Source organism: Bacillus cereus group sp. MYBK30-2 (genome assembly GCF_051915945.1).
GTDB lineage: Bacteria > Bacillota > Bacilli > Bacillales > Bacillaceae_G > Bacillus_A > Bacillus_A paramycoides.
Genome location: NZ_JBQAFR010000002.1, coordinates 626,899 through 648,535, shown reverse-complemented (window position 1 = coordinate 648,535; position 21,637 = coordinate 626,899). Strand labels below are relative to the sequence as shown.

Below are 21,637 nucleotides of genomic sequence, written 5' to 3'. Positions count from 1 at the left end.
CCTATCAACTGATAGGCTTGTACTCTTTAATAACACGTAATGTTTGTAATGTCATATCTTCTGGGCCTTGTACAGGTAACCCAGCTTCTAAATTTTTACGAATATACTCTAAGTTTTCTTGTGTAATAATTTCCCCCGGAGTAAAGATTGGAATCCCTGGCGGATAAACCATAACAAAATCAGCTATAATACGACCTGCTGCGTTTTCAAATGGAATGACTTCCGTTTCTGAATAAAAAGCATCTCTAGGAGAAAGTGCTAGCACAGGTATTTCGGGTATTTCTACTTGTACTTGAACACCTTTATCCGCTCTATTTCTAAATGTTGCTGCTAAATCTTGTAATGCTCTAATAAGTATATTTGTTTCACTTTCTGTATCACCAAAAGTGACAAGACAAAGTATATTATATAAATCAGAGAGTTCGACTTCAATGTTGAAATGTTCTCTAAGCCATACTTCAGCCTGATGGCCTGTAATACCTAAATCTTTTACAGATACAATTATCTTTGTAGGATCATAGTTAAAAGTAGCATCTGTGCCTAGCATCTCTTTTCCAGGACAATAAAGATGCTCAATAACATTTATAGCATCACGAACATGTTCAGCTAATTGTATTGTTTGTTCTATGAGAGCTTTTCCTTCTGTAGCAAGACGTTTTCTAGCAACATCAAGTGATGCTAACAAAATGTAAGAAGTTGATGTTGTCGTAAGCATGCTAATAATGGATTGAACATGTTTTACGTTAACAAGCCCCTCTTTTACATTAAGAATAGAGCTTTGGGTTAAAGACCCTCCTAATTTGTGAACACTTGTTGCTGCCATATCTGCACCCGCTTGCATAGCTGACATCGGCAGTTCATCATGAAAATGGATATGAACACCGTGAGCTTCATCAACAAGTACAGGAATATCGTAAGAATGAGCTAATTCTACAATCTGCTCTAAGTCTGCAGCAAACCCAAAATATGTTGGATTTATAACAAGTAAGCCTTTCGCATCTGAGTGCTCTTCAAGAGCCTTTTTGACAGATTGAATTGTAATTCCATGTGAAATACCGAGCTTCGGATCAATCTCAGGATGCATGAAAATTGGTTTTGCACCTGAGAAAATAATAGCTGACATTACTGATTTATGCACATTTCGTGGCACGAGGATTTTATCCCCAGGACCGCAAACGCTCATCACCATTGTCATAATTGCACCACTTGTACCTTGAATAGAAAAGAACGTATGATCTGCACCGAAAGCAGCGGCTGCTAAATCCTGTGCTTCTTTAATCATACCCTTTGGATGATGTAAATCATCGAGCGGCGCAATATTAATTAAATCAATTGCTAATGCATTATGCCCAATAAATTCGCGAAATGTAGGATCCATGCCCTGTCCTTTTTTATGACCAGGAATATGGAATTGAATTGGATTTCGCTTACTGTGCTCAACTAAAGCGGTAAACAATGGTGTTTCGTATTGGGACAATCTATACACCCCTTCTTCTTCGTAATATTTATTAGAGTTTGTTTTATATGATTTCATCTCATTCTAAAAGGAAATTAAGATGACAAACTTTTAGAACGTGACTTGTTTTTCTGCCATTCACAAAAGCCTTTTTGGGGATGGTAGTCTCACTTTATTTTCTATAAAACAAAAGCATTATATCACCAATAATTATAGATGTATAGAAAAAACTCATTTTCAAGGTGAGTATGCTTAATAGTTATATTTTAAATACCGCAAAGAGGAAGACAATTCCATTGAAATGGATAAATGGTGTATAATGCAGAGTGGCTATAGTGAAGAATAAAAGTTTCTCTTAAAGGTAGCATAATGAAAAAAGAAAGAATACTGAATGAGGTGCAAAAATGGAATATCAATATCCACTTGACTACGATTGGTCAAATGAAGAAATGGTAGCAGTTGTAAAGTTTTATGAAGCGATTGAAAAGGTATATGAAAAAGGAGTTTTGAGAGAAGATTTGATGGAATTATATCGTCGTTTTAAAGAGATTGTGCCATCGAAGGCAGCGGAGAAAAAAATAGATAAAGAATTTCAAGAAGTAAGTGGATATTCTATATATCGTGCGATTCAAAAAGCAAAAGAAGTAGCGGAACAAAAGATTGTAAAAATGTAAAAAAATTTTGAAAAATAAAATACAAAGTGCTATAATGTGATAACAACTAAAAACGGACAATATAAATTGTCCGTTTTCTGCTATCGATTACAAAGTGCATATAAAGGAAGGAGTGATTGCATCGTAGATTCAATCTTAGCAAGGAATTGTTCGTTGGTCATTGCTGAAAACTCCTCTGGTGATATATGAATACCGACTAATAATTCTGCTTTTTTCACAGTAGCTAAACGTTCAATCATCTTTTGTAAGTCTTCCGTTTCAAGCGTTTCATGTAATTTTACACCTGGTTTAGTATGGTCAATGGACCAAACGAAGTCATTTGGAATATTTGTTTTTAAATCATTTAAATGTTCTAAGAAGGCGTGAGCCGTCTCCACTTTTTGTGGACACTCATAGATTAAACCAAAGTATATGAAGGCATGAGTACCCCATAAACCAATTTGAAAGTGTGGTAACATTTTATATCCACGTTTATTTGTTGAAAAAGCAACCCAAGTATCGTTTGGTGGATTGACTTTGCGGCGTGCATGTTTTGCTACATGGTAGAAAAAGTTTTCATCAGTCTGTTGTGATAAATATTCTGCAAACTGTTCCCCTAAAGCTTCTAGCTTAGGATGAATATTCGTTTTAATTGCGCTCATTCGTTCTTCAAGACCATCAACAGTAAAGACTTCAAAATCAGTTGATGTGAATGTTTGTAGTGTCATGATTGTTCCTCCAACTCCTATTTTGTTTTAATTTTAGCATAGCTTGTACTATTCATAAAAAAAACAGCACAAAAAAATTTAAATAAAAAAATATAATTTTGTTGCATAGATGATTTATCCAACATAGTATAGTATAAAACAAAAAATCAGAAAATTGAATCAATTCTAGTCCGAGGGCAGACGAATATTGGGAGGAGGCAAAAAAATGAGACAGGTGATTAATGCGTTAAAGAGAACAGATGCTGAAAAAAGAATTCCGGTGCTACGTTTGGAGCTAGATTATGAATTAGCAACTTTATATGATGCGATGATGGAGAACGACAAACAGAAAAAAGAAGAGTGCGTACAAAAATTAGAAGTGTTAAGACTTGAAATGATCCGTTTAGAAGCGTAATAATAGTATATGTATAAATAATTAGTTGGTGCGAACCTTATAAAGGGTTCGTTTTTTCTGTGAACAGTATAGATCGGAGTGTTTAAACATGCAAGAAGTATGGAAAGACATCGATACACACGCGAAACAGTGGATTCGAGAAGCGGGAGAACGTTTAATGGCGTCGCTGGAAAAAGCACCTATTATAGAAACAAAATCAAATGCAGCTGATCTAGTAACAAACATGGACCGAGAAACGGAGCAGTTTTTAATTGGGAGAATTAAAGAAACATTCCCAACTCATTATATTTTAGGGGAAGAAGGCTACGGAGATGAGATTACTTCTTCTAACGGGGTTGTTTGGTTAATTGATCCAATTGACGGCACGATGAACTTTGTTCATCAAAAAAGGAATTTCGCAATCTCAATCGGGATTTATGAGAACGGTATCGGAAAGATTGGTCTTATTTATGATCCAGTTCATGACGAACTATATCATGCGGTAAAGGGAAAAGGGGCTTTTTGCAATGATTTAGCTATTCCCATGTTGGAAAAAGGAACAGTAGAGCATGGAATTATAGCTCTGAATGCGATATGGCTTACTGATAATCCATTGCTTAATATGGAAAAAATGATGATGCTCGTTAAGAAGGCGAGAGGTACGAGGTCATATGGTTGTGCTGCGTTAGAAATGGTATATGTTGCAACGGGAAGATTAGATGCATATGTAACACCGCGCTTATCGCCGTGGGATTTTGGCGGGGGACAGATTATTGTAGAAGAAGTTGGCGGTAAAGTGACAACGTTTTTAGGAACGCCTCTTTCCATTGTAGAGAAAAGCAGCGTGTTAGTTGCAAAACCAGGGGTATACGAAGAATTATTCCCACTTGTATCTCAGTAACAAAAAAAGTAAGAGGCATAAAGGAGCTTCTTACTTTTTAATGTTATTGCGATTTACGCATTTTTCTTTTTGTTACAAAACCGTATCCAACTGTAACAAATGTGCCGATAATGCAAATAATAATGCCGATGGGACTATTTTCAGCAATCATAATTCCGATACCAATTAAGAAGATAACACCGATAATTGCTGTTAATAAAAAGCGATATTGAATGTGTTCCATTTCTTCACCCTCCAATCTCATTTTACTTTCACAAAAGTAAGAATACAACTATATTTTCATTCTTGATTTTATTTTGATTGCCATTGTATCCCCTTCGCTCTTATAATAGAGAAGGATTAAAAAGACATTAGGAGTTGGACATGTTGAAAAAACGACAAGATTTACGAAATATAGCAATTATTGCCCACGTTGACCATGGTAAAACAACACTTGTTGACCAGTTATTACGTCAAGCGGGGACGTTCCGTGCGAATGAACACATTGAAGAACGCGCAATGGACTCAAATGATCTAGAAAGAGAACGTGGTATTACAATTTTAGCGAAGAATACTGCGATTCACTATGAAGATAAAAGAATTAACATTTTAGATACACCTGGTCACGCTGACTTCGGTGGAGAAGTAGAACGTATCATGAAAATGGTTGATGGTGTTCTACTTGTTGTTGATGCATATGAAGGTTGTATGCCACAAACACGATTTGTTTTAAAGAAAGCTCTTGAGCAAAATTTAACGCCAATCGTTGTTGTAAACAAAATTGACCGTGACTTCGCTCGCCCTGATGAAGTAGTTGATGAAGTAGTCGACTTATTCATCGAACTTGGTGCAAACGAAGATCAATTAGAGTTCCCGGTTGTATTTGCATCAGCAATGAACGGAACAGCAAGCTTAGATTCAAATCCAGCAAATCAAGAAGAGAATATGAAATCATTGTTTGACACAATCGTTGAACATATTCCGGCACCAGTTGATAACAGCGAAGAGCCACTTCAATTCCAAGTAGCACTTCTTGATTACAATGACTATGTTGGTCGTATCGGGGTTGGACGCGTATTCCGTGGTACAATGAAAGTAGGACAACAAGTTGCATTAATGAAGGTTGACGGAAGTGTAAAACAATTCCGTGTAACTAAATTATTTGGTTACATTGGATTAAAACGTCAAGAAATTGAAGAAGCAAAAGCTGGAGATTTAGTAGCTGTTTCAGGTATGGAAGACATTAACGTAGGTGAAACGGTATGTCCGGTTGAGCATGAAGAGGCTTTACCATTATTACGTATTGATGAGCCAACACTACAAATGACATTCCTTGTAAATAACAGCCCATTTGCAGGTCGTGAAGGTAAATACATTACATCTCGTAAAATTGAAGAGCGTCTTCGTTCACAATTAGAAACAGATGTAAGTTTACGTGTAGATAATACAGATTCTCCTGATGCATGGATCGTATCTGGACGTGGGGAATTACATCTATCTATCTTAATTGAAAATATGCGTCGTGAAGGTTATGAACTACAAGTATCTAAGCCTGAAGTAATTATTAAAGATGTTGATGGCGTAAGATGTGAGCCTGTAGAGCGCGTGCAAATCGATGTGCCTGAAGAATACACTGGTTCTATTATGGAATCAATGGGTGCACGTAAAGGTGAAATGTTAGATATGGTGAATAATGGAAACGGTCAAGTTCGCCTTACTTTCATGGTTCCAGCACGTGGTTTAATTGGTTACACAACAGAATTCCTAACATTAACTCGTGGTTACGGTATTTTAAACCACACATTTGATTGCTACCAACCAGTACATGCTGGACAAGTTGGTGGACGTCGTCAAGGTGTTCTAGTTTCACTTGAAACAGGAAAAGCATCACAATACGGTATTATGCAAGTTGAAGATCGCGGTGTAATCTTCGTTGAACCAGGTACAGAAGTATATGCTGGTATGATCGTTGGAGAACATACACGTGAGAATGATTTAACAGTTAACGTTGTAAAAATGAAACAACAAACTAACATTCGTTCTGCGACGAAAGATCAAACTTCAACAATGAAAAAACCACGCTTAATGACTTTAGAAGAGTCATTAGAGTACTTAAACGATGACGAGTTCTGTGAAGTAACTCCAGAATCAATTCGTCTACGTAAAAAGATTCTTGATAAGAGCGAGCGCGAAAGAGCTGCTAAGAAAAAGAAATCTGTTGAAGCGTAAAATAATAGAACAGCTACCTTTTATAAAGGTAGCTGTTTTTATTTTGTTTATTTTTTTAGAATATTTACTCTTTTTGTAGACAGTATTTTTTTTGCGGGTTAATCTAGTATTAAGTACATAAAGAAAATTTGTTTTCATGAGAAGGGGTGAAAGGTAGTGTTAGAAAGAATGTCATTTTTCGCGAAATTGTGCAAAGTCGATGAAAATCCAGAACTAGGGATGTGGTTGCTTTATGGAACAATTATTATATTAAGTGCACTTGTATATAATTTAGGATTCGCAAGGAAACTATCGGTACTGAAAAATATAGTGATATATACATCTTTAGCAATTGGATGCACGGTATTAACTTTCTTTGCAGTTTTTTTACCTGTTGGAGAGGGGCTCGTTGTGGCGGCAATTGTACTTGGAATTTATAGACTGCGTTTACGTCAAGCTAAACAACAAAAAGCAGGGTGAAAAGGGGGACTTTCATGCGCTCAGTACAAGATGCACTATATAATTGGTTAACAATTAAAACGGTTGCGGAAGCACGTTCAGATGATAATGCCGCACAAGAAACGTATTTATTATTTCAAAATATGATATATGAAGAGCATAAATTAAGAAATGTAGAAGTTGAAAAGAACGAGGAAATGTATTTGATTACATATGAAATTGATGGGGAAATGAGGTGTGCAAGATTTCCAGTAGAAGCAATTGATTGTTTTTTGGATCAGATGAATCGTGAACCAGAAAAATACAAATAAGTCCTTATCTATATGATTAAGGACTTATTTACGATCTACCAATCGTCTTCTACTTTTTTATCACGATACAATCGGAAATTACCACTTGCATGGCGCTCCATAGTACGCTCTGCAATTCGTTCCGTACATTCCATGCACATATATGTATGAATAGGGCGATTACGCAGTTTTTTTGCCATAGGATTTTCGTCATCTAACATATCTTTTTTATCACAAATCATACATTTGACTCTCATTTCGTCACCTCAATACGAATTCTATCAGTATAAGTATATCATGGAAGCATAATGTTTTTGAATAATAGCCGGAAAAAATAATATTTTCGCAATTCGAAAAATAAGTTATGATAAGGATATAGAAAGAATATTTGGAGGTGGAAATATGGCGAATGTAGTAGAGCCTACATTGACAGATGATTTAGTACAATCGTTACGTAAAGAGTGTATCGTTATGATAGCAACGACAGATTTCGAAAAACAAATGCCTAACGTAAGTGCTATTTCTTGGGTATATGCAGTGAGTGAAACTAGTATTCGATTTGCGGTAGATCAACGCTCACGTATTGTGGAAAATATGCGGCATAATGCAGGGGTGGTTTTGACTATAATGGCGAATGAATCCGTATTTTCCATAAGTGGTGAAGGTGAAATTTTAACAGATAGAATGGAAGGGATTCCTCTGAAATTAACTGTAATAGAAGTAAATGTGCAAGAAGTTCGTGACGTTATGTTTTATGGGGCGAAACTTGCTACAGAACCAGCATATGAAAAAACATATGATCTTCGAGCTGCGAAAAAGCTTGATAATCAAGTGCTAGTAGGCATGAAAGAATTATAAATGGGGTTAATAGGAAATTAGTTCATTAACTTTTGTAATTGAGTATTGTGATTTAATGTGAAAAATTATAATTAAAAGTAATATATTGAATAGAAATGAATAAAAAATAAAGAAAAGGTTTAATTTCTATGAATTTCGATTCTACCTCGTTTATACGGTACATATAATTATAACAATGGTTCGTCCATTCTTTATGGATGAAACCCTTGTTCTACAAATTTAAAAGTGGAGTCAGGGGGTAACAGGTTGGATAAAATTTATGTGTTAGATACGAATGTACTTTTGCAGGATCCTTTATCTATTTTTTCATTTGAAACAAATGAAGTAGTGATTCCAGCAGTTGTATTAGAAGAGGTTGATTCGAAAAAACGTTATATGGATGAAGTAGGACGAAATGCTCGCTATGTATCTAAGTTAATAGACAAATTTCGTGAAATAGGAAAGCTGCATGAAAGTATTCTGCTAGAAAACGGCGGTACATTTCGTATTGAATTAAATCATCGCTCATTTGTTCAACTGCAAGATATCTTTGTAGAAAAAACAAATGATAATCGAATTTTAGCTGTAGCGAAAAACCTCTCTTTAGAAGAACAAGAAAAAGAGGATGGGAAATCAGTTATTTTAGTAAGTAAAGATGTGCTCGTAAGGGTAAAAGCCGATGCAATCGGATTACAGGCTGAAGATTATTTAAGTGATCGAGTAATTGAAGTGGAAAATATATATTCAGGATTTTTAGAAGGGTATATATCAAAAGAAAAATTAGATTATTTTTATGAAAAAGGTGAACTACCTTTATCTGAAATTGCAAACCATCCTTTTTATCCAAATCAATTTGTTGTAATGAAGGATGCGCTAGGTGGCTCTAGCTCCGCACTAGGGATTGTCGATCACTTAGGTAAGAAGGTGAAGAAACTTATTTTTCACAATGAGCAAGTGTGGGGGATACGTCCGCGAAACGTACAGCAAATTATGGGATTAGAATTGTTACTTCGGGAAGATATTCCACTTGTAACGTTAACAGGGAAAGCAGGTACAGGAAAAACGTTACTTGCATTAGCTTCGGGACTAATGCAAACGGAAGATTTAGGGTTATATAAAAAACTACTTGTTGCGAGACCAATTGTTCCGGTAGGAAAAGATATAGGTTATTTACCAGGAGAAAAAGAAGAAAAGTTAAGACCGTGGATGCAGCCGATTTTTGATAATCTAGAGTATTTATTTAATACGAAAAAGCCTGGAGAGCTAGATGCTATTTTAGCTGGGATGGGTTCGATTGAAGTAGAAGCACTTACCTATATACGCGGGAGAAGTATTCCAGATCAGTTCATTATAATTGACGAGGCGCAAAACTTAACGAAACATGAAGTAAAGACGATATTAACAAGGGTAGGAGAAAAAAGTAAGATTGTATTAATGGGAGATCCTCAGCAAATTGATCACCCATATCTAGATGAATATAATAATGGTTTAACGTATGTTGTAGAGAAGTTTAAAGAACAACGTATTAGTGGTCATGTAAAGTTTGTTAAAGGAGAGCGTTCTAATTTAGCTCAACTAGCAGCGGATTTATTATAAAAAGGAGTGGGCATAAGCTCACTCCTTTTTACCGTTTAACTATACAATTAAATAATTGTAAATTTACGGATGTTACGGATTGGATTTTGTCTATTAGATCCATCATGGAAATATAGATGAACAGGTCCGTCTCCTCTTAACGGTTTTCCTTCTTTTGAAAAACCAAGAATAGCTTTTTCGACTGTTTCTAATGGAAGTGTAACTGTATTGTCTACTGTTTCAATTACGACTTGAGTAGCATCGTCTGAAAGTTCAGCGTTCGTAAGAAATGGATGAAATGGTATACCGAATGTACCGGTAATAAGCTGTTCTTTTTTATATTTCTTTACACTTTTTTGGATTGGTGGGAAGGCAGCACCATCACGGATTTCACGATCCCAATGTTCTGAAGTATGCTTTAAGTATGTTTCTAATTCGGATATTTCTTCTCTAGTTTCATCAAAGTAAGTTGTTAAATCTACTTTCCGGTCATCAAAAATCCAAACAGTTGGATCGATAGTGATCGGAAAACGAACTTTTCCATTAATAAATAAAATTTCGCTCATTGTTGTTCCCCCATTTGTGTTATACTCCCACTTTTCAGTATAATAGTATTAGACACTGTTGTCACAAAAAATGTTTCTATTGCAATTTATTAAAACTATCGCTAATATTAATAGATAGGAGAGAGTAGGACGGAAATGGAGGGAATCAATTTGGCGTCTGAGACAGTATCAAATCATCAGGAAAAGGCACTTGCCCTTCTACAAGCGGATGCGGAGAAGATCTTAAGACTTATTAAGGTGCAAATGGACCATCTTACAATGCCGCAATGTCCATTATATGAAGAAGTGTTAGACACACAAATGTTTGGACTATCCCGAGAGGTCGATTTTGCGGTTCGCCTTGGTCTTATTGCAGAAGAACAAGGGAAAGCAATGTTAGGAGAGCTCGAACGTGAGTTATCTACACTTCATGAAGCATTTACAAACAAACAACAATAACGGGTTCAAATAAGGGGGCTCAAACTGAAATAGTTTGGGCTTTTTATTTGTATAATAAAGCAGGAAGAACCTATATACATATGGAATACAACAATAATTAAATTGACACAGAAAGAGGAAATGAAATGAAAAAAGTATGGAAGTCAATGGATTATTCATTATTACTTCCTCTTGTTATCTTATGTGTGCTGGGAGTAATAATGGTATATAGTTCTAGTTCCATTGTTGCGATTTCGAGGCATAATTGGCCGGCAAATTACTTTTTTAAAAGGCAATTAGTAGCTCTGGCTGTTGGAACAATAATGTTAGCGATCATCATTTCTATTCCTTATAAACTTTGGAGAAAGCGAATAGTTCTATTGGCAATGGGAATAGGTAGTCTTGGTTTATTAGCAGCAGCATTGGCTTTCGGTCAGGAAATAAATGGTGCAAAAGGGTGGATATTAGGTATACAGCCCGCTGAATTTGTTAAAATATCGATTATTATTATTTTAGCTCGTTTTTTTGCAAGAAGACAAGAGACAGATACGCCTGTTTTTAAAGGATCGGGAGTTACGCTTGCTTTTGTTGGATTGGCAATGCTTTTAATTTTAAAGCAAAATGATTTAGGTACCGATTTGTTAATTGGGGGAACAGTTGGAATTATGTTTCTTTGCTCGGGAGTGCGGATCAATTTGTGGATAAAACGAATTGTTTTAACTTCTATAATATGGGTTCCATCTCTTTATTTGTTAGCTAACTTTAAGTTAAGTGCGTACCAAAAAGCTCGCTTTTCAGTCTTTCTTGATCCATTTAATGATCCTCAAAATGATGGATTCCAGCTAATAAATTCTTTTATTGGAATTGCTTCAGGAGGACTAAACGGTCGAGGACTAGGAAACAGTGTACAAAAATATGGATACTTACCAGAACCGCAAACGGATTTTATTATGGCAATTATATCTGAAGAGCTTGGTTTTATTGGTGTGGCTGTTATTTTAATTTGTTTGCTACTTATTATCATTCGTTCATTCAGGATTGCTCAAAAGTGTAAAGATCCATTTGGAAGCATAATAGCAATTGGTATTGCTAGTTTATTTGGGATTCAAACGTTTGTTAACGTAGGTGGCATGTCTGGATTAATACCACTTACAGGTGTGCCTTTGCCATTTATAAGTTATGGCGGTAGTTCCTTATTAGCAAATCTACTTGCAATGGGTATACTATTGAATATTGCTAGTCATGTAAAACGACAAGAGAAGCAACAAAACGAAATGACTAAAGAAAGAGAACAAGGTGGACCGCATCTTGTTGTTGTAAAATAAAAGCACATTGGGCTGAAAAGCTCAGTGTGCTTTTTATTTCGACCACCCTTAATGTGATATACTACTTTGTTATTGTGGTTAAAAACATATCACATATAAATTAATGTGATATACAATAAGGTTGTTAGAAAAGGAAGAGGTATGCTATACTATTTTTGTGAAACAAATTAATCAGAAAACTTATCATTTGTTGAAAAATAAGGTATGATGGATAAAAATAAAGTGAAGCTTTCTAAGTATAATATAATGTGGAAAGTGAAGAACTTCACGCTCTTTAGAGTGTGTATGTATTTTATCTCTAGAGTGGTAGGAAAGTAGAGGGGGAAAATCATGACAAAGCTGCAACGTATTCAAAAAGTATTGGTAGCTAACCGTGGAGAGATTGCAATTCGTGTATTTCGAGCATGTTCAGAACTTGGATTAAACACAGTTGCAATCTATTCGAAAGAGGATAGCGGTTCTTATCATCGCTATAAAGCCGATGAGTCCTATTTAGTTGGGGAAGGGAAAAAGCCAATTGATGCTTATCTAGATATTGAAGGCATTATTGAGATTGCGAAAAGTAATCATGTAGATGCAATCCACCCTGGATATGGTTTCTTGTCAGAAAATATTCAATTCGCAAAACGTTGTGAAGAAGAAGGGATTATCTTTATCGGTCCAAAAAGTAAGCATTTAGATATGTTTGGAGATAAAGTTAAAGCAAGAATACAAGCGCAGCTAGCACAAATTCCAGTTATTCCTGGTAGTGATGGTCCAGTAAATTCATTAGAAGAAGTCGCAGAATTTGCTGAAAAGTATGATTACCCGATTATTATTAAAGCATCGCTTGGTGGCGGTGGTCGTGGTATGCGTATCGTGCGCACTAGTGAAGAATTAAGAGAATCGTATAATCGTGCGAAATCAGAAGCAAAAGCAGCTTTTGGTAATGATGAAGTTTACGTTGAAAAATTCGTTGAAAAACCTAAACATATAGAAGTACAAATTTTGGCAGATGAAGAAGGTAATGTTGTGCATTTATATGAGCGTGATTGCTCTGTACAACGACGTCATCAAAAAGTAGTTGAAATTGCACCGAGCGTGTCGCTTTCAGATGATTTGCGTCAGCGAATTTGTGATGCTGCAGTAAAGTTAACGAAAAATGTAAATTATTTAAATGCTGGAACAGTTGAATTCCTAGTAAAAGGTGATGAGTTTTACTTTATTGAAGTAAATCCACGTGTTCAAGTAGAACATACAATTACAGAAATGATTACAGGAATTGATATTGTTCAATCACAAATTTTAATTGCAGATGGACATGCTTTACATAGTAAGATTGTAAGTGTGCCGAAACAAGATGAGATTATTGTACATGGTTATGCCATTCAATCTCGTGTAACGACAGAAGACCCGCTTAATAACTTTATGCCTGATACAGGGAAGATTATGGCATATCGATCAGGCGGTGGTTTTGGTGTTCGTCTTGATACAGGTAATAGTTTCCAAGGCGCAGTTATTACACCGTACTATGATTCTTTACTTGTAAAAGTTACAACTTGGGCGCTTACTTTTGAACAAGCTGCTGCAAAAATGGAACGTAACTTAAAAGAATTCCGTATTCGTGGTATTAAAACAAATATTCCATTCTTAGAGAATGTAGTAAAACATAAAAACTTCTTATCAGGAGAATATGATACTTCGTTTATTGACGCGTCACCTGAACTGTTCTTGTTCCCAAAACGTAAAGACCGCGGAACAAAAATGTTAAATTACATTGGTACAGTAACAGTAAATGGCTTCCCAGGAGTAGGGAAAAAAGAGAAGCCAATTTTCCCGGATGCTCGTATACCAAGTGTAAAACACTCAGAACCAATTCAAAACGGAACGAAACAAATTTTAGATGAGCGCGGGGCGGATGGATTAGTAAAGTGGGTTCAAGATCAAAAACGTGTGCTTTTAACGGATACAACATTCCGTGATGCACATCAATCTTTACTTGCAACGCGTATTCGTACAAAAGATTTACATCAAATCGCAGAGCCAACAGCGAGAATGTTGCCAAACTTATTCTCCGCAGAAATGTGGGGCGGTGCAACGTTTGATGTTGCGTATCGTTTCTTAAAAGAAGATCCATGGGAACGATTACTAGATCTTCGTGAAAAAATGCCGAACGTTTTATTCCAAATGTTACTTCGTTCTTCAAACGCAGTTGGATACAAAAACTATCCAGATAATTTAATTCAAAAATTTGTAGAATGTTCCGCTCAAGCTGGAATTGATGTGTTCCGTATTTTTGATAGCTTAAACTGGGTAGAAGGTATGAGAGTTGCAATTGATGCTGTACGAGATACTGGTAAAATTGCAGAAGCGACAATGTGTTACACAGGAGACATTCACGATCCATTACGAAGCAAATATGATTTAAATTATTATAAAAACTTAGCGAAAGAGCTGGAAGCATCAGGAGCTCACATTTTAGGAATTAAAGATATGGCGGGCTTATTAAAGCCGAATGCAGCATATGATTTAGTTTCAGCATTAAAAGAGACGGTGTCGATTCCAATTCATTTGCATACACACGATACTAGCGGAAATGGTATTTTAACGTATACGAAAGCGATTGAAGCAGGCGTTGACATTGTTGATGTAGCGGTGAGTTCTATGGCTGGTCAAACGTCACAACCGAGTGCGAATACTCTATACTATGCGTTAGGTGGAAATGAAAGACAACCAGATGTTAATATAGACTCATTAGAAAAACTATCTCATTATTGGGAAGATGTACGTAAATACTATGCGCCATTTGAAAGTGGTATGAACGCTCCTCACACAGAGGTATATATGCACGAAATGCCAGGTGGACAGTATAGTAATCTTCAACAACAAGCGAAGGCGGTTGGTTTAGGAGATCGTTTTGATGAAGTTAAAGTAATGTACCGTCGTGTTAATGACATGTTTGGAGATATTGTAAAAGTAACACCGTCATCTAAAGTTGTTGGTGATATGGCATTATTTATGGTTCAAAATCATCTGACAGAACAAGATATTTTAGAGCGTGGACATTCTATGGACTTCCCGGGGTCTGTTGTTGAAATGTTCTCTGGAGATTTAGGTCAACCATATGGTGGTTTCCCGAAAGAATTACAAAAAATTATATTAAAAGGGAAAGAGCCATTAACAGTAAGACCAGGTGAATTATTAGAGCCAGTAGATTTCGACGCTTTAAAAGAAGAGTTATACCATAAACTTGGGCGCGAAGTAACGATTTTTGATGTAGTCGCATATGCATTGTATCCGAAAGTATTTATGGACTACGAAAAAGTTGCCGCACTTTATGGAAACGTATCTGTGCTTGATACACCGACATTCTTCTATGGTATGAGACTTGGTGAAGAAATTGATGTGGAAATCGAACAAGGTAAAACATTGATGGTTAAACTAGTATCAATTGGAGAGCCGCAGCCAGATGGAAATCGTGTTCTTTACTTGGAATTTAACGGTCAACCACGTGAGATTGTTGTGAAAGATGAAAGTGTGAAAGCAACAGTTGCCCAACGTGTGAAAGGAAACCGTGAAAATCCCAATCACATTAGCGCAACGATGCCAGGAACTGTTGTTAAAGTAGTTGTAAAAGAAGGCGATGAAGTGAAAAAAGGCGATTCTATGGCAATTACAGAAGCAATGAAAATGGAAACGACGGTTCAAGCACCATTCAATGGTAAAGTGAAGAAAGTATATGTAAATGATGGTGATGCAATTCAAACGGGAGATTTACTCATTGAATTAGATCATTAAAATAAAGAAAAAGAGCTGTGCGAAAGCAGCTCTTTTTTGTTGCAAATAATACCTTGCCGAATTGGCAAGGTATTAAAGTGTTACTTTATTTTATTTTGCTTAGAAGTCGATACGGCTTCTTTTGCATTGACTGTACTTCTTGTACCTAACATAACTAAATAGCATAGTACTGCAAACAAGCAAGAAATGAAGAGTGAGTGTAATAATGCCATTGATAAACTAGCATTTGTATATACAACTAAAATTCCTACAATAGCTTGAAGTGTTACAAGGATAAATGAAATAATCCATCCCCAATATACTACACGCTGCTGTTTGTAATGACGAATAGCAATAATCATCACATATAGTATCCAAAAGAATATTAACATCGCTGCAACTCTATGTCCCATTTGAACCCACTCATGTAGTTGAGTTGGCATAGGTCTGTTTTTACTGCATAAAGGGAAGTCTGGACAGGCTAAGCTAGCTCGTTCGTGACGTACTAAAGCTCCTGTGTAGACAACGATATAACTGTAAATTGTTACACCATAAATATGGAATTTCATTTTTTTGTCCATAATAAGTGAACGTGCATCGAATTTCTGATCAATTTCAAAAATAAGACACGTTAACAAGATGACAGAAGCAAATGAAATTAATGAAATACCAAAATGAATAGCTAGTACAGCAGGTATTTGTCCCCAAACAACTGCAGCTGCCCCCATTAATGCTTGTGCAACTAAAAATACGAAGGATAAAATTGCTAACGTCTTTGTTTCACGCACATGTTTATAATATTTCCAGGACAAGATACAAAGAAGAGTAACAAGGATACCTGCTGATCCCGATGTTAAGCGGTGACTCAGCTCAATAATAGTTTCCATTGATAAATTAGATGGAACAAATTCACCGTTACAAAGTGGCCATGATTTACCGCACCCTTGGCCTGAACCTGTTTTTGTAACTAAAGCGCCTCCTAGTAAAACTACTAATAAATCGAGACTTGTAATGACTGCTAACCATTTAATAAAGCGTTGCAATCTCTTTCACCATCTTTCTGCTATGAAGTTATTGCGAAATATTTTCATTCCATTATGTATAGAATAAAACGTGCTACAGTCCTATGATATATAAAAAATAATAAAATAGCAAAGAAATGAAGGGTGAGGACAACGTATACAGAATAAAGAAAAAAATGGGATTTTAAATACATATTTTAGGCGAAAATGAGTCTATTTTGAAAAGAAATGGGGAGAATACATGCTAAATATGACAAAATAGTTTATTATAGAAGATAACATCATGTTATGATAAGGATAGGTTAGAATAAAGTTTTTTATTATTCGACACAAAAAGTTCATGTTTTCTTCACAAATTGTTCGGGAAATATGATTTAATATATTGGAGTATGGGCGTAGATTAGTAGTAGAATGGGTTAACAATATTTCTACTGTAATAATATTGCTATATAGAAGCGAAATATTTCGCTTAGAAAGATGATAGGTTTAAGAGGGGGTTAAAGTGATGAACCATGCAACAAGTGAGCTGCATGATGAGTCAGCTGTTTCAAGTGTACCGGAAACAACTCGGTTACAAGATTTATCAGCGCTCGTTAAAATGGGGATTGTAAACTCAAATACACTTACTGTATTTACAGGATTTTGGTTGGCTTTACATTTTAATGGATTGAGTGTTATGGACCATCTGGATAAGCTATTTTTTACAATCGTTGGTTCTGCATTAATTATGGCAGGGGTATGTTGTTTAAATAACTACATTGACCGAGATATCGATCCATTAATGGAGAGAACAAAAAACCGTCCAACGGTAACAGGTAAATATAAACCTGGATTTGCACTTGCATTTGGACTTGTAATTTTACTTCTTGGCTTCGTATTTTTATTACTTACGACACCAATGGCAGTATTAATCGCATTTATTGGTGCCTTCACATATGTAGTTTTATATACATTATGGACGAAGAGAAAATATACGTTAAATACTGTTGTAGGTAGTATATCAGGAGCTGTTCCACCTTTAATTGGATGGGCGGCAATTGATCCATCTTTAGATCATCCAATAGCTTGGATGTTATTTTTAATTATGTTTATTTGGCAAATCCCACATTTCCTCGCGTTAGCGATGAAACGTGTTGATGAATATCGCAATGCAGGAATCCCAATGCTTCCTGTTGTACAGGGATTTAATATTACGAAACGTCAGATTATGATCTGGACAGTATGTTTATTACCACTACCATTTTATATGAGTGGGCTTGGAGTAACCTTCATGGTAATTGCAACATTGCTTAACATCGGATGGATCGTACTAGGGTTTTATGGCTTCCGTAAGCAAGATGACATCAAATGGTCCGTAAAAATGTTTGTTTACTCCCTGAATTACTTGACAATCTTATTTGTGTCAATGATTGTAGTTACATTCTTCTAAGACAACGACATGATTGGATTTCTTTACGTTGAGATTTACTTTACTTAACTATAAAGTACAATCTAATTCACAAAGAAAGTGGGGGTTGTTTGTATGAAGAAACAGTGGCGACTGCTTTCGTTCGTTTCACTGCTGGCTTTACTGTTAGGGGGATGCGGTAAAGCCTTTCAATCTACTTTAATTCCGCAAGGGGAAGTAGCAAAAATGCAATACGATTTGCTCTTGCTAGCGAGTGCAATCATGGTAGGAGTAGTACTTGTAGTTACTATTATTTTCTTATATGTAATTGTGCGTTTCCGACAAAAAAAGGGTGAGGAAGATTATATTCCAGAGCAAGTTGAAGGGAATCACAAACTAGAAATTATATGGACAGTTATTCCGATTATTCTTTTATTAATCTTGGCTGTTCCGACTGTTACATATACATTCAAACTTGCTGATGTAAGTGCGATGGAGAAAAAGAATATTGATAAAGATACTATCGTTGTTGATGTAACAGCGAATCTTTATTGGTGGGAATTTTCTTATAAATCAGAAAAAATAGTAACTTCTCAAGATTTAGTTATCCCCACAGGCAAGAAAGTGTATTTGAATTTGAAGGGTGCCGATATTAAACATTCGTTTTGGGTTCCATCTTTAGCTGGTAAAATGGATACAAATACAGATAATGTGAACAAAATGTGGTTAAAGGCAGATAAGTCGGGCACTTATAATGGTTTTTGTGCAGAATTTTGTGGCCCATCACATTCTTTAATGCAATTCAAAGTGAAAGCTCTGGATGAAAGCGAGTACAAAAAATGGCTTGCTGACATGAAGAAGATTGATGGGAAGAAAGAAGTAGCGTCTACAAAGGCGCAAGAAGGTCAAGACGTATTTAATAAAAGCTGTATTGGTTGTCATGCAGTTGGATCAAATGATAGTAGACCACCTTCTGCTCGTATCGCACCAAACTTAGCAAACTTTGCTGATCGCGATATGGTTGCCGGTATTGCCGAAAATAATGAAGCGAACTTAAAAAAATGGCTCAAAGATCCTGAAAATATGAAGCCAGGTAATAAAATGACTGGTAAATATGGTAACTTAACGGATGATCAAATTGATGCATTAAATGCATATTTACAAACGTTAAAGATTGAAAAGTAAAGAGGGATCATTTGCGAAGGGGAGGTTGAAAACGTGAGTTCTGTAGCAAAAAAACAGGGGATGGGTGCTGTCATATGGGATTATTTAACGACAGTAGACCATAAAAAGATTGCCATTCTCTATTTAATTGCAGGTGGATTGTTTTTTGTAATAGGCGGAATAGAAGCGCTATTTATTCGCCTTCAGTTAGCGATTCCTAACAATGCTTTTCTAGTTGGGGATGCTTATAACCAAGTATTAACGATGCACGGTACAACAATGATTTTCCTCGCAGCTATGCCACTCGTGTTTGCATTTATGAACGCCGCAGTACCACTTCAAATTGGAGCACGTGATGTGGCGTTCCCGTTTTTGAATTCACTTGGATTTTGGTTATTTTTCTTTGGTGGAGTATTTTTAAATTTAAGTTGGTTTTTAGGGGGAGCACCTGATGCAGGTTGGACATCGTATGCATCTTTAGCTTTATCCTCCAAAGGACATGGTGTTGATTTTTATGTACTCGGCTTGCAAATATCAGGTATTGGTACATTGATTGGAGGTATTAACTTCCTTGTTACAATTATTAATATGCGTGCGCCAGGAATGACATATATGCGCATGCCAATGTTTACATGGACAACATTTGTAACATCTTCACTTATATTATTTGCATTTCCACCGTTAACTGTAGGATTAGGGCTTCTAATGTTGGATCGTTTATTTGGCACAAGTTTCTTTAATCCAGCATTAGGTGGGAACACAATTATATGGGAGCATTTATTCTGGATCTTCGGTCATCCAGAAGTATACATTCTTATACTCCCAGCTTTCGGAATATTCTCAGAAATCTTCGCTACATTTTCGAAAAAACGATTATTCGGTTATTCATCGATGGTGTTCGCGACTGTATTAATTGGATTTTTAGGCTTTATGGTATGGGCGCATCATATGTTTACCGTTGGTCTTGGTCCTGTTGCAAATGCTATCTTCTCAGTTGCAACAATGGCGATTGCAGTTCCGACAGGTATTAAAATCTTTAACTGGCTCTTTACAATGTGGGGTGGAAGTATTCGGTTTACGACACCAATGATGTGGGCGGTAGCTTTTATTCCATCATTCGTTATGGGTGGAGTTACAGGAGTTATGCTTGCGTCGGCACCAGCTGATTATCAATTCCATGATAATTATTTCGTAGTAGCACACTTCCATTATGTAATTGTCGGCGGTGTTGTATTTGGTTTACTTGCAGGTGCACACTATTATTGGCCGCTTATGTTTAATAAAGTATTAAATGAAACGTTAGGAAAGATAACATTTTGGTTATTCTTTATTGGTTTCCATTTAACGTTCTTTATCCAACATTTCCTTGGTTTAATCGGTATGCCGCGTCGTTACTACACATATTTAGAGGGGCAAGGATTAGAGGTTGGAAATATGATTAGTTCAATTGGAGCAGTTTTCATGGCCCTTGGAACGATTGTTCTTTTGTTCAATGTTATAAAAACAACAGTATCAAAAGAAAAAGCTGGTCGTGATCCATGGAATGCGCGTACATTAGAGTGGACAATGCCAGCGCCTACACCAGAATACAATTTCAAACAATTACCATTTGTTCGTGGGTTAGATCCGTTTTGGATTGAAAAACGCGAAGGTAAAAAAGAGATGACAGCGGCGGAACCAGTCGGTGATATTCATATGCCGAATGCTTCATTTTCACCGTTTATCATTTCTCTAGGTCTATTTATAGCCGCTTTTGGTGCGATGTATATGCAAGGTGGCAAAGATAAATTTTGGTTATTAGTAGCAATTATAGGTTTGATCATTACATTCGGTACAATGTTCCTTCGCTCAGTAATCGATGATCATGGATATCATATTCATAAGGAAGATCTAGAAGATAAGGGGGGCAAGGCATAATGCATGTAGATGAAAAATTAACGAATGAAACATTTCCAGCAGAGCCTGAAAAAGCAACCCTTGAGGGGAAAAATAAGTTTGTCGGTTTTTGGTTATTTCTTGGAGGCGAAACAGTGTTGTTCGCTTCCTTATTTGGCACATATTTAGCGTTAAAGAATTCTACAAATGGTGGACCAACATCTCAAGAAATGTTTCAAATGCCGCTCGTTTTCATCATGACGATGTTGTTGTTGACAAGTAGTTTAACGAGTGTATATGCAATGTATCATATGAAAAATTTCAATTTTAAGAAAATGCAACTGTGGCTACTTATAACAGTGTTGCTTGGCTTAGGATTTTTGGGATTTGAAATCTATGAGTTTTATCATTATACACATGAATTTAAGCATACTATGAGAAGCAGTGCATTTGGTTCTGCATTTTATGCTCTTGTTGGTACGCATGGGCTCCACGTATTGTTTGGATTGTGTTGGATTTCGACATTAATCTTTAGAAATGCGAAGCGAGGCTTAAATTTATACAATGCACCAAAGTTTTACGTTGCATCAATTTATTGGCACTTTATAGATGTAGTTTGGGTGTTTATTTTCACTGTAGTATATTTGATGGGAATGGTGGGATAAA

At 36.0% G+C, this 21,637-nt stretch carries 21 protein-coding genes; 15 read left to right on the top strand and 6 right to left on the bottom strand.

The genetic code is table 11. The features are described 5' to 3' along the window. Positions 1 to 4: 4 nt before the first annotated feature. The gene (gene speA / locus ACTFQM_RS14800; RefSeq protein ID WP_025147746.1) at positions 5 to 1,477 is read right to left on the bottom strand and encodes an arginine decarboxylase; all 1,473 of its coding nucleotides are present in this window, start codon (positions 1,475 to 1,477) and stop codon (positions 5 to 7) included. 383 nt (positions 1,478 to 1,860) lie between these two features. On the opposite strand from speA, the gene ACTFQM_RS14795 reads away from it, so the two are divergent. After that, positions 1,861 to 2,130, top strand: a complete 270-nt coding sequence (locus ACTFQM_RS14795; protein WP_025147747.1) for a UPF0223 family protein — start codon at positions 1,861 to 1,863, stop codon at positions 2,128 to 2,130. An 80-nt stretch (positions 2,131 to 2,210) separates the two neighbouring features. Here the strand turns inward: ACTFQM_RS14795 and ACTFQM_RS14790 are convergent, their stop codons facing one another. Then, positions 2,211 to 2,837: a YktB family protein gene (locus tag ACTFQM_RS14790; protein WP_002173202.1), complete on the bottom strand. Its 627-nt coding sequence runs from the start codon at positions 2,835 to 2,837 to the stop codon at positions 2,211 to 2,213. A 205-nt stretch (positions 2,838 to 3,042) separates the two neighbouring features. Between ACTFQM_RS14790 and ACTFQM_RS14785 the strand changes: the two genes are divergently transcribed. Continuing rightward, positions 3,043 to 3,231: a hypothetical protein gene (locus ACTFQM_RS14785; protein WP_001250168.1), complete on the top strand. Its 189-nt coding sequence runs from the start codon at positions 3,043 to 3,045 to the stop codon at positions 3,229 to 3,231. An 88-nt stretch (positions 3,232 to 3,319) separates the two neighbouring features. Beyond that, positions 3,320 to 4,111 (top strand): inositol monophosphatase family protein, encoded by a 792-nt coding sequence (locus ACTFQM_RS14780; RefSeq protein ID WP_071718795.1) that lies wholly within the window; start codon positions 3,320 to 3,322, stop codon positions 4,109 to 4,111. A 43-nt stretch (positions 4,112 to 4,154) separates the two neighbouring features. On the opposite strand, the gene ACTFQM_RS14775 is transcribed toward ACTFQM_RS14780, so the two are convergent. Next, positions 4,155 to 4,334, bottom strand: coding sequence for a DUF5325 family protein (locus ACTFQM_RS14775; protein ID WP_000400127.1), 180 nt, complete (start codon positions 4,332 to 4,334; stop codon positions 4,155 to 4,157). 140 nt (positions 4,335 to 4,474) lie between these two features. On the opposite strand from ACTFQM_RS14775, the gene typA reads away from it, so the two are divergent. The 3 genes from typA (at position 4,475) to ACTFQM_RS14760 (ending at position 7,068) form a co-directional block, all read left to right on the top strand. Next, entirely contained in the window at positions 4,475 to 6,319 is a 1,845-nt protein-coding gene (gene typA / locus ACTFQM_RS14770) for a translational GTPase TypA (RefSeq protein ID WP_048374030.1), read from the top strand. A gap of 156 nt (positions 6,320 to 6,475) precedes the next feature. Beyond that, positions 6,476 to 6,778, top strand: a complete 303-nt coding sequence (locus ACTFQM_RS14765; protein ID WP_440035020.1) for a YlaH-like family protein — start codon at positions 6,476 to 6,478, stop codon at positions 6,776 to 6,778. A 14-nt stretch (positions 6,779 to 6,792) separates the two neighbouring features. Continuing rightward, positions 6,793 to 7,068, top strand: coding sequence for a hypothetical protein (locus ACTFQM_RS14760; protein WP_440035018.1), 276 nt, complete (start codon positions 6,793 to 6,795; stop codon positions 7,066 to 7,068). Between the two features lie 35 nt (positions 7,069 to 7,103). Here ACTFQM_RS14760 and ACTFQM_RS14755 read toward each other — a convergent pair whose 3' ends face one another. Next, positions 7,104 to 7,304 carry a YlaI family protein gene (locus ACTFQM_RS14755; protein WP_002111485.1) on the bottom strand — a complete coding sequence of 67 codons (201 nt, stop codon included), beginning with the start codon at positions 7,302 to 7,304 and terminating at the stop codon, positions 7,104 to 7,106. Between the two features lie 145 nt (positions 7,305 to 7,449). Between ACTFQM_RS14755 and ACTFQM_RS14750 the strand changes: the two genes are divergently transcribed. Further along, positions 7,450 to 7,905 (top strand): pyridoxamine 5'-phosphate oxidase family protein, encoded by a 456-nt coding sequence (locus tag ACTFQM_RS14750; protein WP_242270843.1) that lies wholly within the window; start codon positions 7,450 to 7,452, stop codon positions 7,903 to 7,905. A gap of 246 nt (positions 7,906 to 8,151) precedes the next feature. Then, on the top strand, positions 8,152 to 9,480 hold the full coding sequence (locus tag ACTFQM_RS14745) for a PhoH family protein (RefSeq protein ID WP_440035015.1): 1,329 nt from the start codon (positions 8,152 to 8,154) through the stop codon (positions 9,478 to 9,480). Between the two features lie 47 nt (positions 9,481 to 9,527). On the opposite strand, the gene ACTFQM_RS14740 is transcribed toward ACTFQM_RS14745, so the two are convergent. After that, complete coding sequence (locus ACTFQM_RS14740; RefSeq protein WP_440035013.1) at positions 9,528 to 10,025, bottom strand: peptidyl-prolyl cis-trans isomerase; 498 nt, start codon at positions 10,023 to 10,025, stop codon at positions 9,528 to 9,530. 150 nt (positions 10,026 to 10,175) lie between these two features. Between ACTFQM_RS14740 and ACTFQM_RS14735 the strand changes: the two genes are divergently transcribed. The 3 genes from ACTFQM_RS14735 to pyc all read left to right on the top strand — a co-directional run bounded on the left by ACTFQM_RS14735 (position 10,176) and on the right by pyc (position 15,544). Further along, on the top strand, positions 10,176 to 10,463 hold the full coding sequence (locus ACTFQM_RS14735) for a YlaN family protein (protein WP_440035010.1): 288 nt from the start codon (positions 10,176 to 10,178) through the stop codon (positions 10,461 to 10,463). Between the two features lie 125 nt (positions 10,464 to 10,588). Beyond that, positions 10,589 to 11,767 carry an FtsW/RodA/SpoVE family cell cycle protein gene (locus ACTFQM_RS14730; protein ID WP_440035008.1) on the top strand — a complete coding sequence of 393 codons (1,179 nt, stop codon included), beginning with the start codon at positions 10,589 to 10,591 and terminating at the stop codon, positions 11,765 to 11,767. Between the two features lie 330 nt (positions 11,768 to 12,097). Next, positions 12,098 to 15,544, top strand: coding sequence for a pyruvate carboxylase (gene pyc, locus ACTFQM_RS14725; protein ID WP_440035006.1), 3,447 nt, complete (start codon positions 12,098 to 12,100; stop codon positions 15,542 to 15,544). Between the two features lie 80 nt (positions 15,545 to 15,624). On the opposite strand, the gene ctaA is transcribed toward pyc, so the two are convergent. Beyond that, positions 15,625 to 16,566 (bottom strand): heme A synthase, encoded by a 942-nt coding sequence (gene ctaA, locus ACTFQM_RS14720; RefSeq protein WP_002173190.1) that lies wholly within the window; start codon positions 16,564 to 16,566, stop codon positions 15,625 to 15,627. A gap of 484 nt (positions 16,567 to 17,050) precedes the next feature. Here ctaA and ctaB point away from each other — a divergent pair, with 484 nt between their 5' ends. The 4 genes from ctaB (at position 17,051) to ctaE (ending at position 21,636) form a co-directional block, all read left to right on the top strand. Further along, positions 17,051 to 17,974 (top strand): protoheme IX farnesyltransferase, encoded by a 924-nt coding sequence (gene ctaB / locus ACTFQM_RS14715; RefSeq protein ID WP_002173189.1) that lies wholly within the window; start codon positions 17,051 to 17,053, stop codon positions 17,972 to 17,974. Between the two features lie 93 nt (positions 17,975 to 18,067). Then, the gene (gene coxB / locus ACTFQM_RS14710; RefSeq protein ID WP_002173188.1) at positions 18,068 to 19,117 is read left to right on the top strand and encodes a cytochrome c oxidase subunit II; all 1,050 of its coding nucleotides are present in this window, start codon (positions 18,068 to 18,070) and stop codon (positions 19,115 to 19,117) included. Positions 19,118 to 19,177: 60 nt separating this feature from the next. Beyond that, entirely contained in the window at positions 19,178 to 21,013 is a 1,836-nt protein-coding gene (gene ctaD, locus ACTFQM_RS14705; protein ID WP_198284895.1) for a cytochrome c oxidase subunit I, read from the top strand. Then, the gene (gene ctaE / locus ACTFQM_RS14700) at positions 21,013 to 21,636 is read left to right on the top strand and encodes a cytochrome c oxidase subunit III (RefSeq protein WP_002173186.1); all 624 of its coding nucleotides are present in this window, start codon (positions 21,013 to 21,015) and stop codon (positions 21,634 to 21,636) included. Before ctaD ends, ctaE begins: the two co-directional genes overlap by 1 nt. Position 21,637: the final 1 nt, after the last annotated feature.

Bases quoted from the DNA above. Each gene is read 5' to 3' on its own strand.
- ACTFQM_RS14795 (WP_025147747.1), top strand. From the start codon at position 1,861: ATGGAATATCAATATCCACTTGACTACGATTGGTCAAATGAAGAAATG.
- ACTFQM_RS14790 (WP_002173202.1), bottom strand. From the start codon at position 2,837: ATGACACTACAAACATTCACATCAACTGATTTTGAAGTCTTTACTGTT.
- ACTFQM_RS14785 (WP_001250168.1), top strand. From the start codon at position 3,043: ATGAGACAGGTGATTAATGCGTTAAAGAGAACAGATGCTGAAAAAAGA.
- ACTFQM_RS14780 (WP_071718795.1), top strand. From the start codon at position 3,320: ATGCAAGAAGTATGGAAAGACATCGATACACACGCGAAACAGTGGATT.
- ACTFQM_RS14775 (WP_000400127.1), bottom strand. From the start codon at position 4,334: ATGGAACACATTCAATATCGCTTTTTATTAACAGCAATTATCGGTGTT.
- typA (WP_048374030.1), top strand. From the start codon at position 4,475: ATGTTGAAAAAACGACAAGATTTACGAAATATAGCAATTATTGCCCAC.
- ACTFQM_RS14760 (WP_440035018.1), top strand. From the start codon at position 6,793: ATGCGCTCAGTACAAGATGCACTATATAATTGGTTAACAATTAAAACG.
- ACTFQM_RS14755 (WP_002111485.1), bottom strand. From the start codon at position 7,304: ATGAGAGTCAAATGTATGATTTGTGATAAAAAAGATATGTTAGATGAC.
- ACTFQM_RS14750 (WP_242270843.1), top strand. From the start codon at position 7,450: ATGGCGAATGTAGTAGAGCCTACATTGACAGATGATTTAGTACAATCG.
- ACTFQM_RS14740 (WP_440035013.1), bottom strand. From the start codon at position 10,025: ATGAGCGAAATTTTATTTATTAATGGAAAAGTTCGTTTTCCGATCACT.
- ACTFQM_RS14730 (WP_440035008.1), top strand. From the start codon at position 10,589: ATGAAAAAAGTATGGAAGTCAATGGATTATTCATTATTACTTCCTCTT.
- pyc (WP_440035006.1), top strand. From the start codon at position 12,098: ATGACAAAGCTGCAACGTATTCAAAAAGTATTGGTAGCTAACCGTGGA.
- ctaB (WP_002173189.1), top strand. From the start codon at position 17,051: ATGAACCATGCAACAAGTGAGCTGCATGATGAGTCAGCTGTTTCAAGT.
- coxB (WP_002173188.1), top strand. From the start codon at position 18,068: ATGAAGAAACAGTGGCGACTGCTTTCGTTCGTTTCACTGCTGGCTTTA.
- ctaD (WP_198284895.1), top strand. From the start codon at position 19,178: ATGGGTGCTGTCATATGGGATTATTTAACGACAGTAGACCATAAAAAG.
- ctaE (WP_002173186.1), top strand. From the start codon at position 21,013: ATGCATGTAGATGAAAAATTAACGAATGAAACATTTCCAGCAGAGCCT.